Source organism: Saccharibacillus sp. CPCC 101409 (assembly GCF_030518235.1).
Lineage (GTDB): Bacteria > Bacillota > Bacilli > Paenibacillales > Paenibacillaceae > Saccharibacillus.
This window is the reverse complement of sequence record NZ_JAULSA010000009.1, coordinates 1-14,560: the sequence shown is the minus strand read 5'-3', so window position 1 is coordinate 14,560 and position 14,560 is coordinate 1. Positions and strand designations below refer to the sequence as shown.

Annotated in this window: 11 protein-coding genes and 1 rRNA gene; all 12 read right to left on the bottom strand. The window is 53.1% G+C overall.

What is annotated here, in order from left to right; genetic code table 11:
• Positions 1-6 precede the first annotated feature (6 nt).
• The gene (locus QWJ34_RS18080) at positions 7-1,137 is read right to left on the bottom strand and encodes a glycosyltransferase (RefSeq protein ID WP_302729979.1); all 1,131 of its coding nucleotides are present in this window, start codon (positions 1,135-1,137) and stop codon (positions 7-9) included.
• 102 nt (positions 1,138-1,239) lie between these two features.
• Entirely contained in the window at positions 1,240-2,382 is a 1,143-nt protein-coding gene (locus QWJ34_RS18075; RefSeq protein ID WP_302729978.1) for a glycosyltransferase family 4 protein, read from the bottom strand.
• A complete protein-coding gene (locus tag QWJ34_RS18070; protein ID WP_302729977.1) occupies positions 2,375-3,697 on the bottom strand; it encodes an O-antigen polymerase in 1,323 nt (440 codons plus the stop codon). Before QWJ34_RS18070 ends, QWJ34_RS18075 begins: the two co-directional genes overlap by 8 nt.
• 34 nt (positions 3,698-3,731) lie before the next feature.
• Entirely contained in the window at positions 3,732-5,072 is a 1,341-nt protein-coding gene (locus QWJ34_RS18065; RefSeq protein WP_302729976.1) for a UDP-glucose dehydrogenase family protein, read from the bottom strand.
• A gap of 33 nt (positions 5,073-5,105) precedes the next feature.
• Positions 5,106-6,266, bottom strand: a complete 1,161-nt coding sequence (locus QWJ34_RS18060; RefSeq protein ID WP_302729975.1) for a glycosyltransferase family 4 protein — start codon at positions 6,264-6,266, stop codon at positions 5,106-5,108.
• 61 nt (positions 6,267-6,327) lie between these two features.
• The gene (locus tag QWJ34_RS18055) at positions 6,328-7,020 is read right to left on the bottom strand and encodes a sugar transferase (RefSeq protein WP_302729974.1); all 693 of its coding nucleotides are present in this window, start codon (positions 7,018-7,020) and stop codon (positions 6,328-6,330) included.
• A gap of 49 nt (positions 7,021-7,069) precedes the next feature.
• Complete coding sequence (locus QWJ34_RS18050; protein ID WP_302729973.1) at positions 7,070-7,711, bottom strand: CpsD/CapB family tyrosine-protein kinase; 642 nt, start codon at positions 7,709-7,711, stop codon at positions 7,070-7,072.
• A gap of 45 nt (positions 7,712-7,756) precedes the next feature.
• Positions 7,757-8,980 (bottom strand): glycosyltransferase, encoded by a 1,224-nt coding sequence (locus QWJ34_RS18045; protein WP_302729972.1) that lies wholly within the window; start codon positions 8,978-8,980, stop codon positions 7,757-7,759.
• A gap of 11 nt (positions 8,981-8,991) precedes the next feature.
• Positions 8,992-9,744: a YveK family protein gene (locus QWJ34_RS18040; protein WP_302729971.1), complete on the bottom strand. Its 753-nt coding sequence runs from the start codon at positions 9,742-9,744 to the stop codon at positions 8,992-8,994.
• 640 nt (positions 9,745-10,384) lie between these two features.
• Positions 10,385-11,473 carry a right-handed parallel beta-helix repeat-containing protein gene (locus tag QWJ34_RS18035; RefSeq protein WP_302729969.1) on the bottom strand — a complete coding sequence of 363 codons (1,089 nt, stop codon included), beginning with the start codon at positions 11,471-11,473 and terminating at the stop codon, positions 10,385-10,387.
• 343 nt (positions 11,474-11,816) lie between these two features.
• Positions 11,817-13,292: a right-handed parallel beta-helix repeat-containing protein gene (locus QWJ34_RS18030; protein WP_302729967.1), complete on the bottom strand. Its 1,476-nt coding sequence runs from the start codon at positions 13,290-13,292 to the stop codon at positions 11,817-11,819.
• 934 nt (positions 13,293-14,226) lie between these two features.
• Positions 14,227-14,343 (bottom strand): 5S ribosomal RNA (gene rrf / locus QWJ34_RS18025).
• Between the last annotated feature and the right edge of the window lie 217 nt (positions 14,344-14,560).

Genomic DNA, 14,560 nt, shown 5'->3' with positions numbered 1-14,560 from the left:
CTGTATCTATAAGTTGTCGATAAAATCCAGCAGCGTGTTTACTTTCGTTTCCCAGGCGTGCTTCTTGGCCATGTCGCGGATCGCGATCCGGTCCGGATTCGTTTCCAGCGCCGCCTTGACCGTGCGCGGCAGGTCTTCGCTGCCCCGATAGAAATGCAGAAACCGTTCCTGTCTGCGCAGCAACTCCGGCGTCTCGGTTACGACGACCGGCAGGCCGGCGGCCGCATACTCGTACAGCTTCATCGGGCTTCTGCCCGCATTGGCGGCGTGATTGCTGAGCGGCAGCAGGGCGATATCCGAGTGCTGAAGATATCCCGGCACCGTCGCATACTTTTTCGCGCCCAGAAAGTGCACGTTGGCGAACTGCGCAAAGTCGCGCTTGGTTTCGTCGTTCACCGGACCGATAATGACCAGACTGACTTCGGGCAGCTGCTCCGCAAGCAGCTTGAGACCTTTGAGATCCAGCCGTTCGTCGAGCGCTCCTACGTAAACAGCCCGCGGTCCCGGGATCGGCTTGAGATCGTCCGGTTCTTCCACGGGCGCGGAGAAGTGGTCGTACTCCACTCCGTTCTCCAGCAGCAGCGTCGGCACCGCCGGATTGTATTCCTGCAGCTCCGACAGAACGGGACCGGAAGTGGAAACCAGCCCGTCGACGACGGACATGAGCGTCTGCTCCGCCGAAGCGATCGAAGCGTCGCCGGTCATTTTGCTGTAAATATCGGTCGGCCGGTAAATGGTGACTCTCGGCGACACCAATTTCTCCAGGCCGACGAAGCGCGGCTGGTCGATCAGCAGCAGATCGACCGATTCCATGCCGCCTTCGCGCATTACTTTTTTAATAGAAGGAAGCATCCAATTCTTATGGGTGCGCTTGAAGATCGGACCCGCTATCTCCCAGGGCAGCAAAGACATCGGCACCGAGTTGACGACAGCCGATGTATCGACCTTCTTGCCCTGCAGGATGCGAAAACGCGCCTGAATATCGCGGTCTTTCCATTTCAGCAGGTGGAAAGGACTGAGCGGAGTGCTCACGTGGATCACCGAATGGCCCAGCTTTTCCATCTCCCTGGACAGATGATGGGAGCCGACCACGAACGGGCTTCCCATATAGGTATGGCTTGCAAACATAATATTCATCCGGGTTCTCCTCTCCTTGTCGATACGAATCCCGTTCTATAAGTAAAGTTACATGTCGATACAAATATATACCCGGACGATACCGGAACGATTTGTCCGGTGTTACGCCTGCGCTTTGCGTCCTTCACGGGACTGCGCGCTGCGCGGTTCCCGTCCGCTCACCTGCGGTTTCAGCTCGGCCAGCGTTTCCAGCGCGCATTTCTCCCAGGAAAACCGGTCCGCCTGCGCCAGGCCCCTGCGGCGCATATCTTCGCGCAGCGCCGGATCGCCCATTACGCGGTCGATCTTGGCCGCGATGTCTTCCGGACTCGAAGGATCGCAGTACAGGACCGCGTCCCCGCATACTTCCGGCAGCGAAGCCGTATCCGATACGACGACCGGACAGCCGCAGGCCATCGCTTCGAGCGGCGGAAAGCCGAAGCCTTCGTAGAAGGAAGGGAATACGAAGCAGGCGGCTTCTTCGTACAGCGTCCGCAGCTCCTCGTCTTCGACGTATCCGACGTGCTTGACGTTATCGCCGAGTTCGGCTTCCGCGGACTTGAAGATCTTCGGGTTCGTTCCGCCGGCGATCACGAAATCGTAACCGGAATCGCCGATCAGCTCGGCCGCGCGCACGATCGAACGGAAATTCTTGTTCGGGCTCTGGCTGCTGACGGCCAATACGAACGGCCGCGCAAGCCCTTTGCGCTCCGGAAAGTCCGGCGCCGTTCCGGTCTGAAGCACATGCTCTTTGCCGTGGTACACGACGCGAATCTTGTCCTCTCGGATTCCGCAGTGCTCGATCAGCTCGTTCTTCGAATTGGTCGAGCAGGTCAGAATCAGCGGCGCCGTTTTCCCCAGCGTACGGAACATCAGCTTGTACCACATTTTAAAAGCCGTTGAGTACGTATCGGGCACCGAGTACACCGCGGCGTCGTGCAGCGTAACGGCCTGCCTGCGCTTGAGCAGCGGAGCCGCGTTGCACAGATTGAGCAGGAAACCGTCTTTCGACAGCTGCGGCAGCGAGATCTGCTCCCAGAGCTGTCCTTTCATCCGGCCGCCCTGACGGACTTCGATATGCCGCGTGCCCAACTCGTGAATCTCGCCGGGAGGAGCCAGCACGATAAACTCGTAACCGCGAACCGCCGGATCGTCCCGGCCGATCAAGCGGTCGATCGTGCGCAGCAGCTCGTAAGCGTAGCGCTGGACGCCGGTGACGGAAGCTTTGAGAAACCGTCCGTTGACGTAAATTGTGGTCTTAGTCACCTGCTTCCACTCCTTTCAGCCTGATGCGCCAGCTGGTGAGTTTTTTACGGTTGTAATGCAGAATCAGCGAGAAGGCGAGAATAATGATCCAGCAAGGGAAAAAGCGTCCGCTGCCGAAGTAGAAGTATCTCGGAATCTCCAGCACGCCCACCAGCCAGATCGGATAGATCAGAAGACTGAACGTGTGTCCTTTTTTGAAATGCGCGTACAGCAGGCCGGTGAAGAAACCTACGATCACCCAGAACGCCAGCGCGCCCGAGAATCCGTAATCGCTGTAAGGCTGAAGCAGGCCCGACGGGTTGTTGAATTCCGGGTTGCCCATGGTCGCCAGCGTGTTGTTGATAACGTCCTGCGGCTCGAAGCCGTAGATCGACGCATAAGCGCTGCTCGGCACTCCCGGGAACTTCCAGATGAACTCGGCGGTGGAACTCGGGAACGGCAGCCAGTGAAAACCCAGGTGCTCAAAGTAAAGCGTCCCGGTGTTGATTGCCGTTACATAATAGCCGAAGAAACGTGTAACGATGAATTCCCAGAAAGAGGGATAATAATTGACATAGTAGCTGAGCCAGGAACGGAAATACTCGCTGACTCCGAAGAAACCGACCAGCGCCACAAGCCCGACGATCGGATAAACGCCTACAAACGGCGTCCGGCGGCCGAGTTTGGCCCGCATCGAGAAGTACACAACGGCGGCCGGCACGATAAATTCCATGATGGCCAGACGTTCCAGAAAGAAAATCGCCCGCAGCATCGTCAATACGAATACGGCTGCCAGCATCCATATGTAGATCTTTCTTTTGTTATAAAACAGATAGTATGAAGTTAATATCACGAACGGAATCCCGAAGTTTGTAAACGACGTAACGCCCGCCACGTTGTCGAAGCTTTCTTTGATGTTATAAATGGCGCCGGGCTCTCCGCTCAGCACGCTCATAAAGAGGCCGATGCTGAATCCGTTGCGCAGCATGATCAGGAACCAGACCGCATAACCGAACATCGTAAATCCGAACAGAAGCGCGATCCACATTTTGATAAAAGAGTCTTTCTTCACAATAACGTCCCGGAAAGCCGTGGAAGGCTTTACGCCGCGCCCTGCGAGGGAGGCGATTACGCCTCCGATCACAAAGCAGCAAACCGGGAGAATGGAATACATGATATTCGACTGATTGATAAACTTGTCGACCCGGTAAAAGCTTTCGTAGCTTGAAGCCGGAATATAGTACGCGCCGATCAGAATAATCGTCATCAGCACGATAAAGATAATCGTCGGATTCAGCCACCAGATCGAAAGTTTGTGTTTGCCGCCTTGTTCCATCACCCGATTCTCCTTCCCGTTTGGTAGTCTATTATCAGTCCGAAGCGACCGATTTTCTGAACGGCGACAGACTTTCCAGCTGCGGCCGGCCGATCGAATAGTACTGGAAGTTCGTATCCGCGAGCTGGTCTCTGGAATACACGTTGCGGCCGTCGATCAGGATCGGCTGCTTCATCACGCTACCGAGCTTCGCCAGGTCGACCTGTTTGAATTCCGCCCAGTCCGTCAGCAGGCACAGCGCATCGCAGCTTTCCGCCGCTTCCAGCGCGTCTTCGCTCCACTGCACCACGGCTTCGTCGCGGAAGAAATGACGGAAGTTTTCGGTAGCGATCGGATCGTACGCTTTTACGGTCGCCCCTTCGTCCAGCAGCGTCTTGATGATATCGAGCGCCGGCGCTTCGCGCACGTCGTCCGTATTCGGCTTGAAAGCCAGGCCCCAGATGCCGATCGTTTTGCCTTGCAGATCGCCCAGCGAATGGTTCAGCTTGGCGATGATATTGAAGCGCTGGTCGTTGTTGACTTCCACGACCGACTTCAGCAGCTTGAATTCGTAATCGACGTTGCCGGCGATCTGGATCAGCGCATGGGTGTCTTTCGGGAAGCAGGAGCCGCCGTAGCCGATTCCGGCCTGCAGGAAGGAAGAACCGATCCGATTGTCGTACCCCATGCCTTTGGCGACATGCGTGACGTCAGCGCCGACTTTTTCGCAGATATTGGCGATTTCGTTAATGAACGAGATCTTGGTGGCGAGAAAAGCGTTGGATGCGTATTTGATCATTTCCGCGCTGCGAACTTCCGTCACCATGATTTCGTCGGTCAGCGGCTTATGCAGTTCCGTCAGCGCAGCCGCCGCACGTTCGCTGGCCGTGCCGATAATGATGCGGTCCGGATTCAGCGTATCTTTGACCGCCGAGCCTTCGCGCAGGAACTCCGGAATGGAGACGATATCGAACGGATGCGGCGTCAGCTGGCCGATGATTTTCTTGATCTTGTCGTTGGTGCCGACCGGCACGGTGCTCTTGGTAACGACAATCTTGTAACCGTCCATCGCCAGCGCGATATCCTGGGCTACCTGCTCCACGTATTCCAGGTTGGCTTCGCCGCTCGGAAGCGACGGAGTGCCGACGCAGATAAACACGATATCCGCGTTCTGCACGGAAGACGTCAGATCGGAAGTAAAGCTGAGATTGCCGAGCGATGTATTTTTCTCGATCAGCTCTTTCAGCCCCGGCTCGTAGATCGGCACGTCGCCTTTTTTGAGACGTTCGATCTTCGCCAGGTCTTTATCCACGCAGGTGACTTGATTGCCGATCTCCGAAAAGCATACTCCCGATACCAGACCGACATAGCCGGTCCCGATAAATGTCAATTTCATAAGGTTTCGTCTCCTTTTTGTGTAGGGAATCGGTTAAAGCACCCGCGAAATCATACGTTCCGCCCCGAAGGTACGGCCGTCTTCGTGCTGTTTGTTGTGAATATGCGCCTGCAGATTCTGGCGGAAGACTTCCGGCGAGAAACGCATCGCGTTTTTGCGGCAGTTGGCAGGCAAAATTTTGCCGCCCTCCTGTTCGAATCTTTGCACCGCTGCTATAATAGAAGCAGGTGCTTGCTCGCTATAGAACACGCCTGTCGGATTGACTTCGTCCAGGCCTTTTACCGTTTCCAGAGCCCCGCCTTTGCCGTAAGCGATAACCGGAGTGCCGCATGCCTGCGCTTCGACCGGCGTAATGCCGAAATCTTCTTCCGCGGCGAACACGAACGCTTTGGCCCGCTGCATATAATCGACCAGCGCCTCGTCCGGCTGATAACCGAGAATCCGGATATTGGGAGCCTGGTGTTTGCGTACTTTGTCCATGTCCGGTCCGTCCCCGATGATAACCAGCTTCTTGTCCGGCATCTGGGCGAACGCGGCGGCGATCATATCCATTTTCTTGTAAGGCACCATCCGCGAAGCGGTCAGGTAGAAATCTTCTTTGTCTTCGCGGGGCGCGAACGCGCCTACGTTGACGGGAGGATAGATGACCGCCGCTTCGCGCCGGTACACTTTCCAGATCCGATTGGCGATAAACTGGGAATTGGCGACGAAATGATCGACGCCGTTCGAAGTCCGGTAATCCCACATGCGAATCCGGCTCAGAATCACTTTTGCCATCGTGCCTTTCAAGCCTTTATCGAGTCCCGATTCTTTCAGGTACTGCGGCTGCATATCCCAGGCATACCGGATCGGCGAATGCACATAAGAGATATGAAGCTGATCGGGTCCCGTGATGACTCCTTTGGCCACGGCATGCGAACTCGACAGGATCAGGTCGTACGACGACAGATCGAACTGTTCGATCGCAAGCGGCATCAGCGGCAGATACTGCCGATACTTTTTTTTGGCCAGAGGCAGTTTTTGAAGAAACGAAGTATGTACCTCTTTCCCGCGCAGAAATCCTCTGTCTTTTTCAGGCATAAAATCGACCAGACTGTAAATTTCCGCTTCCGGAAAGATTTGAATCATTTGTTCGAGCACTTTCTCGGAGCCCGCGTAGCTGGTGAGCCAATCGTGAACAAGCGCTACTTTCATTCGGATTCATCCTTTCCCCGTGTATGGAATAAGTTTGGCCCGCACGCCGCCGCGAGGCGGCTTAATAGGCGCCTCTTTTGAGCAGAACACTCACGACGGTAGCAAACAAAATCCGGATATCGAGCCAGATCGTACGGTGATATACATAGAACAGTTCCAGATCGACGCGTTCCGGATAGCCGACATCGCTGCGTCCGCTAACCTGCCAGTAGCCCGTTACACCGGGTTTGACCGACAGCAGGTCGTCTTTTCTGTCCTTGTATTCTTTGAGTTCCTGGGCGACGATCGGGCGCGGCCCGACCAGACTCATTTCGCTTTTCAGCACGTTCAGCAGCTGCGGCAGTTCGTCCAGGCTGCTTTTGCGCAGGAATTTACCGATCTTGGTAATACGCGGATCTTCGTCCGGCTCCAGCTTGTAGTTGTTGGCGACGTACTTGTCGTACAGCGCTTTGTCTTCTTTAAGCCGCTGCTCGGCATTGGTGGCCATCGAGCGGAACTTGTAAATATTGAACATATTCGAGTTTTTTCCGAACCGCTTCTGCTTGAAAAAAACAGGGCCTTTCGGGTCTTCGACTTTGATCAGGATCGCCAGCACCAGGAATACCGGCGACAGCAGAATCAGCCCGATCAGCGAAGAAACCAGATCTATGCTGCGTTTGGTGACATTGAATAAAAGCCCTCTGTTCCATGTCAGGTTTCTGAAAGCTACTTCGTTGTATTCCGTCGCTTCGGCATCGTTGTTGGCTACACTCATGGTTTCCCCTCCATTTATCTTGGATGTCTGCGGATGTCGAGCCGGCAATTTACGCGTTGTTCAGCACTACGCCCAGAATATGAGCGTTGACGTGGTCCATCCCCCGCTTCACTTTTTTGAGCGAATCTTTCGATACTTTGCCCTGGTTGGCTACAAGCACGACTCCGTCAACCATCGTTCCGAGAATCTGCGCATCCGATACGGACAGCGCGGCCGGCGAATCGATCAGCACCACATCGTAAAACGAACCCACTTCCTGCAAAAGCGCCTGCATCCGCTCCGAACCGAGAATTTCCGAAGGATTCGGCGGCAGCGTTCCGGCGGTCAGCACCGACAGATTGGCAATCGCGGTCTTCGTAATCGCGGATTCGATCTCGCACTGTCCGGTCAGCACATCCGTCAAACCCTGCTTGCGCGCCCGCGGAAACACCTGCTGAAGCGAAGGATTGCGCAGATTGCCGTCGATCAGCAGTACTTTTTTGCTTTCCTGCGCGTAAGAAACCGCAAGATTGGTCGCCGTGGTCGTTTTGCCTTCCGCGCCTTTGGCGGAGGTGACCAGCAGGACTTTGGAAGAACGCCCCATGGAAGAGAAACGGATATTGGTTCGCAGCGTCCGGTAGGATTCCGATGCCTCCGCTCCCGAATTTTTGTTGGCTACCAGATAGGTGCCGCTGCTCATCGCTCTAGTCATCGATCACATCGCCTGCCTTTTCTTTAGGATTGAGTCAAGCTTTATTCAAAGAACATGATGGGTTTCGGCAATCGGCGGTTTCATCTTTTCGATGCGCACCCGCTCTTCGACGCTGCCGTCCATCTGTTTGGAAATGACCATTTTGTACAGGTCTTCCATTTTTCGAGTCTGCTCGTACAGATCGAATTGACTGCTCACTCTCGCCTGTCCGTATTCGCTGAAAGACCGCCACATTTGTTCGTCTTCCAGCAGATTGAGAATATGGGAACCGAGTCCTTCCGCATCTCTTTCTTCGGCCAGCAAACCGCTTCTGCCATGTTCGACCGCTTCCGGAATTCCTCCCGTGGCGAAGCTGACAACCGGCATGCCCATAGCGGCGGCTTCCAGAAATACCATGCCAAGCCCTTCTTCGGCTCCGCTTTCGGCGCGTATGCTCGGAACGCTGAATACTTTCGCTTTATTCATCCATTCCCGTACGACCGAATGCGGCTGTGTACCGAGAAACCGGTAACTTTTCAGCGTCGACGCCGCTTTTTGTTCCAGTTCGGCGCGAAGCGGTCCGTCTCCGATCACGACAAGTTCGGCTTCCGGATGATTCTTCTGTACGTCGGCCATGGCTTCGATCAGATAAGCGCAGCCTTTCACTTCGACCAGGCGTCCGACGAACAGCACCACGTTTTCTCGCGGCAGAGTCAAATCGGGCTTGAACGCCTCCAGATTGACTCCGATATAATGCCGAATCACTTTCTCGGGAGGATAACCCTGACTAATCAGTTTGCTGCGGATAAAGTCGGAGACTGCAATAAAAAGGTCGCCTTTGCGCTGGAGCTTCGGTCTTTGCTTGAGGTAGTTACGGTGTGTGTAATACGATTTTCTTGCATACTCGTCTTTGGTGGTTGCATCGTATCCGTGAAAAGTAACAATCAGCGGAATATTCAACTTTTCGGCAATCGGCATCGCCAGACAACCTTCGGGTCCGAAATGGGCATGAATCAGTTTGGGCTGAATCGCTTTAAGCCGGCGGGTAAGCCCGCGGCCCGGTCCCATGAGTTTGAATTCAAGCTCTTTCCGGCGGCCCGATACGCCTCCGGTGTTAATAATGATTTGTTTATCGGCCTCGATCTGCAGTCCCGGCACGAGACGCGAGCCCATAAAGTAAGAATGGAAGGACTCGAAGCGCTCGGCCTGACTTTTGATAAAGGTCTCAGAAGGCGGAAGGATCTGATCACGGTAGATGAGAACGGGAAGTTCGGGTTTGATCAGCTTCATAGTTGCCTCTGTTATCTCTGCTCATTGGCAGGGCGCAGTACGGCCGGTTCCTCTTGACCCGCATCGTTCGCATGCTGGTTTCTCAGATCGCTTTTGGCGATTCGATCGATTCGGGCCAGCACCGGAACGCCGATCGCATGCTCGACATCCAGCTCCGTTTTAACGGAATCGTCGAGGTACTCGATCAGGAAAATGATACCGAAGCCGAGCAGCAGTCCGATAATCAGCGCAAGCGCAAGTACCATTTGACGGTGATCGTTGACCGGTTCGGGATTCAGGCTCGAATCGGCCGCATTGAGTACCGCCACGTTGTTCAGCTGCATGATTTCCGGAATCTGGTCGATAAATACGTTGCCGGTCGAATTGGCAAGCGTAGCCGCTTTTTCGTAACTGGCATCCAGGACCGCCACGTTGATGACCTGGGTATTCTGCGTCGAATCGATCATCAGCTTATTGCTGATCTGGCTCGACGTCAGGTTCAATTCCGGATGGCGTTCCGCTACAATCTTCGTAATCGCGTCGGAATTAATGATTTTTTTGTACGTATTGATGAGCTTCAAATTGGCTTCGATCGAGTTGGAATCGACCTGCGCCTGGCCCGTGCTGGTCAGCGACGGCTCGTTGACGATCAGATCCACCGAAGCGCGGTACATCGGCTGGTACTTGGTGTTGTAGGCGATAGCGGCGGCGAAGCACAGCAGCACCGTCAGCGCCAGCACCCACCATCTTTTTACGATTACGCTCAAATATTCTTTCAATTCCATATACGATCCCTCCGTCGTTATAAATGATGATATGACCGCTGCGCAGCCATGAATGTCAAGCATCAGGCACGCGAGATCCTACTGCTTATAAAACCGGTGCAGCCGATTAAGCCAAGCAATTTTGAAAATGAAACTTAACACGACTTGCAAATGTTTTCGGAAAGTCATTGCATTTTCAAAATTAACAATACTAAAAATGAATCGCTGCTTTTTTTGCCGTGAAAAGGGAGTTCATCGTCGTGGCAGTCCCATTTACGCCAAAGCGATCCTGTACCAACCTTGCTTGTTATGTACGCCTTTTAAAATAATGATCAACTCCCTTCGCAGTGCAATTCTGTTCAGCAGGTATGGCTCGGTAAGTAAACGGCTTTGTCAAATGCGGATATAACCGGCTGTTTCACACTTTCGAAGCAAGCATGTATTCCCGCCTGACCCTGCCGCAGCACTTTTCGATGAGATGTAAGTTTATAAACCGCCCTTTTTCGCTTGAATCAAATTCGGTTTTTTTGGCATGTTTTTAGACCTAAATACCTATTTTTTTCATCCAAAAAAATAGGTATTTATAACCATTTTCGCATAGACAGCAAGCGAAAATTATAAAAAAGAAGCCTGGTCTCTGACCTGGGCTTCTTTTTGCTGCTTAAAAACCGATGTTGTCTTCGGAATGGATTTTTCCACTCTTGAAATTAGTTGCCAATCCTTGAGTGTTTTCCAGTTTGTTGGCATCGAAATAAATATTGCCTATATCCCCGCTGCCCCAGACGCCAATGCCTCCGTGTACGGAATCGGTGATGGTATTATTGTTAAACGTCACCTCGTCGATTTTCCCCTGGGACGCATAAACCAGTACGTTCGGATGCTCGGCGGTAAGCCGCGTCCCCGTATGATCGACCGTATTGCCGGTCACCGTAATATTCTTCACGTTGCGTGTTTCCCATTCTTTTTCCACGGAAATATAAATCCCCGCCATCTCCGTATTGTAAATCCGGTTATTCTCGATCTTCACATTTTCCCCGCCCACAACGGAGATGCCGCGCGCTTTGGAGTTATAACCGACATCGTTGCCGCGAATCGTAACATCGCTCGAGGTTGCCGGATTCTCTTCATAGCTGACTACGGCGATCGTATCGTCTCCGGCTTCTTTGACCGTATTGTTCTCAACCAGAATTCCGCTGCTTCCGTCGGTAATATGTATCCCGTCGGCCCCGGTGCGTTCGAGGACATTGCTTTGAATCACACCGTCTTTCGATTGATAACCGACAAAAATGCCTGCCGTGCTCGATTTGTCGATCCGAATATTCTGAATTTTGAAGTTGGTCGCGCCGCGTACGGTAATGCTGTTCTTATCGTTTGCGCCGTCGCCTCTTTCAACCGTCGTCTCGTATACATGAGCGAATCCGCTCAATACGACTCCGTCTCCTTCGATATCGATCGAGCCGTTTTCCGGGTTGGTGGAAGTCAGAATAGACTGGTCCGCGCCGTCGCCGAGCAGGCTGACTCCTTTTACAACCAAAATTTTGCTCAACCGATAATTGCCCGCGGGCACATAAACGGCTTTGCCGGATTCGGCCGCCTGGTCGATCGCCGATTGGATCGCATCGAAGTCGTCCGTATCGTCGTCCGCCGTCGCTCCGCTGTCCGCAACCGAGATCGCGTCTTCCGGAATCGGCACGGGTTCGGTTTGTTTGACCGCTTCTTCGCCTGCTTCTTCAGCCGGTTTATTATTCATAAACGCAGCTCCTCTCCAGATCGCGAGCGCGGCTGCAGCCGCAACGACAACCGCCACAATCCACCATATTCGTTTGTTGAGCCTTCGATTGTTCATAGGTTCCTCCGTTCTCCATTCGAATTTGTCTCTTTAATTTCGCCACTCCGTTCTCAAGCATATAACGCGGCGCCGCTGCATTTCAAATTTGTACTTTTCTGTTTCAATTCTACCCAATGCGGTTAAACGAGTATAGATACATATAAACAGCATACTCATTCCTCAACCAAAAGGAATCGATAAATAGAAAAAGCGGACACCGATTTATACCCGGTATCCGCTTCTCGCTTGTAATGCGTTTCTTTTTTTAAAAACCTATGTTGTTGCTCAATTTGATATTGCCTTTGGAAAAAACAGTCGAAGCGCCGATACGATTGATCAGCGTATTTCCTTCAAACGTTACGGTTTTGATCGTACCTTCTCCCCATACTCCAATACCCCGATGCGCCGCGTTTTTGATCGTATTTTTGCTGAATACGACATTGTCGATCATTCCCTGCGAAGCATAGACCAGCACATTCGGATGGTTCTGAGGCTCCGCGATACCCGCATGATCGATCACGTTATTCGATACCGTGACCCGGTCGACGTTTCGGGTGTTGTAGGAAGCTTCCACCGCGATATAAACGCCTGCCATATTGGTGTCTTTTACGGAATTGCCGGTAATCAGCACATCGATTCCGCCTACTACCGCAATTCCTCTGGCTTTCGAACCGTATCCCACATCGTTTTTACGAATGGTAATATGATGAGCAGGCCGTGCGTCGCTGTCGATATAACTTACAACCGCAATGGTATCGTCTCCCGCTTTGCGCACTTCGTTGTTTTCCACCGTAATGTAACTGCTGCCTCCGGTAATATGAATCCCGTCCGCGCCGGTGGAATCCACCGTATTGTTGGTGACTTTCCCGTTGGTCGAACCGTACGTTACCATAATGCCCGCCGTGCTGGATTTGCTTACACAGACGTTGTCGATTGTAAAATTTTTGGCGCCGCGCACGGTAATGCTGTTTTTTTCGTTGGCTCCGTCTCCCCGGGAAACGGTTGTCTTATACACATGCTTCAGTCCGCCGAGTTTGACGCCGTCGCCTTTGAGATCGATCGAGCCTCTTTTGGGATCGGTTGAAGTCAGAGTAGTCAGGAATTTGCCGGCTCCCTGCACGTTCACGCTGTCGAGAGTCAGAATATCGCTCAAGATAAAATTCCCTGCCGGTATGGATACGGTCTTCCCCTGCGTTTTGGCTGCGTCGATCGCCGCGACGAAAGCCGGATAATCGTCAGTCGAATCGTTGGGCACCGCTCCGTAATCCAATACCGAAACCGAGGCAGCGGATGAAGCTTTGGCTTTCGGCGCAGAGACCGGCGAGTCGGCCGCCGCGGCAGACACCGATCCCGTACTGCCCGAAGCGGCTGTATAGCGGATAGTCGGTTCCCATAACGTATGATCGTTGTTCATGTTGCCGCGTTTGTTTACGATAAACGAAATCTCCGTACCGGCTTCCACCGGCACCGAACCGACTCCGCTCGGCGAAACGGCCGTTGTGCCGGTAATCGTCGAACTCCACAGCTTTACGTTATCTTTTTGGATTGCAGCGACAATTCCGTCTCCTTCGGCGCTTCCTTTTTGCACGCTGCCGGAGATCGTTACAGTGCCTTTATCGGGCGAAGTCCATTTACGGACGGCATCGAAATTCTGATCCGGATGCATTGCCGTAGCGGAAACCCACGGGTAGCCCGAAGCGCCGGCCCAAGCTTTCCGATTCTGATCGTAAACCAGATCCAAAAATGCAGTCCCGGACAATTTTTCATACTGCCATTGATTGGCTCCCTGTGCGCTGCTGCTGAATCCGGCCAAAGCCGAATAAGTTTGCGCAGCGGCTGCCGCTTCTGCGGAATTTCCTAATGTTACGCCGATACTTAATCCTAAAGACAATGCCATGAACCCGGTCAAAAATTTATGTTTAGCCAAAACGTACCTCCCGGATGGTTGTATTTGATCGATCTTTCCCATCGTTCGAAGTGGTTGAGCGAAGTTGTCAGCTTATACGAAGCTTTGTAAAATACGATTATGCAGGGTATGCCGATCGCTCACGATTATTGAGAAGAAGCGGGTATCGCGGAGAAAGCCGTTATATTTTGCTGTTTCGAAAAAGCCCTATGATATATGTATCGGCTTTTAAGCCGGTCTTTTTTAGACCCAGCCTCCATTCTACTATATGGGGGCGGAAAAAGTCCAAGGGCTTGAGGGGCCGCTGGGTCGCTGGCCCGTTCCGATTTCCGACTCCGCTTGTTTTCCTCACCTTTCATTGAACTAAAACCGTTTAGAGGAAGGGGGAGGAAAGCCAAAGTCGCTCCAATCGGAACGGGCCAGCTCCCGGGACGAGGCGGGAAAGCCGCTCAAGCCTCCCGGCGCTTGAGCGGTCAGAGCCGGACGGCCTGGGGCCTTAAGCGGCGCGCTTCGCCTCGCGCCTGGACAAGCGGATAGCGGCTTTGCCGGCTATGAAGGCTTAAGGGCGGAAGATCTTGAAGATTAAGAGCGGTAAAAGAGCGGTCGGATAGTCCGCTTACGGATCGGTCATGACCTTTCCTTAGACTCGATTCTTTCGTTATGTCTTCTTTCTACAACCCTGATACCTTTCTTCCACTTAAGCCGGACTTTTTTCTTGCATACACAAAAAAGCCTTCACCGTTATGCGCGGTAAAGGCTTTTTCTGCTCGCTTGGCGTCGTCCTACTCTCCCGGGACCCTGCGGTCCAAGTACCATCGGCGCTGGAGGGCTTAACGGTCGTGTTCGAGATGGGAACGTGTGGAACCCCTCCGCCGTCAACACCAAACCTAAGCTTACACAGTAAGCTGGAACAGGAATTTGAATCGCGGACCCCTTCGGGCAAAGCGAATCAAATTTCTACATACAAGGTTTGCACCTTGAAAACCGGATCCGAAACGATCTCTTCGCGTCATCGAAGTGACTTTTCTGTTGAAAAGTCGGGAGGATAAGCCCTCGACCGATTAGTACTGGTCAGCTCCACGCATTGCTGCGCGTCCACCTCC

What these genes read in the sequence shown, in the direction of transcription:
- QWJ34_RS18080 (WP_302729979.1), bottom strand. Translation starts at nt 1,137, where the DNA reads ATGAATATTATGTTTGCAAGCCATACCTATATGGGAAGCCCGTTCGTG.
- QWJ34_RS18070 (WP_302729977.1), bottom strand. Translation starts at nt 3,697, where the DNA reads ATGGAACAAGGCGGCAAACACAAACTTTCGATCTGGTGGCTGAATCCG.
- QWJ34_RS18065 (WP_302729976.1), bottom strand. Translation starts at nt 5,072, where the DNA reads ATGAAATTGACATTTATCGGGACCGGCTATGTCGGTCTGGTATCGGGA.
- QWJ34_RS18060 (WP_302729975.1), bottom strand. Translation starts at nt 6,266, where the DNA reads ATGAAAGTAGCGCTTGTTCACGATTGGCTCACCAGCTACGCGGGCTCC.
- QWJ34_RS18055 (WP_302729974.1), bottom strand. Translation starts at nt 7,020, where the DNA reads ATGAGTGTAGCCAACAACGATGCCGAAGCGACGGAATACAACGAAGTA.
- QWJ34_RS18050 (WP_302729973.1), bottom strand. Translation starts at nt 7,711, where the DNA reads ATGACTAGAGCGATGAGCAGCGGCACCTATCTGGTAGCCAACAAAAAT.
- QWJ34_RS18045 (WP_302729972.1), bottom strand. Translation starts at nt 8,980, where the DNA reads ATGAAGCTGATCAAACCCGAACTTCCCGTTCTCATCTACCGTGATCAG.
- QWJ34_RS18040 (WP_302729971.1), bottom strand. Translation starts at nt 9,744, where the DNA reads ATGGAATTGAAAGAATATTTGAGCGTAATCGTAAAAAGATGGTGGGTG.
- QWJ34_RS18035 (WP_302729969.1), bottom strand. Translation starts at nt 11,473, where the DNA reads ATGAATAATAAACCGGCTGAAGAAGCAGGCGAAGAAGCGGTCAAACAA.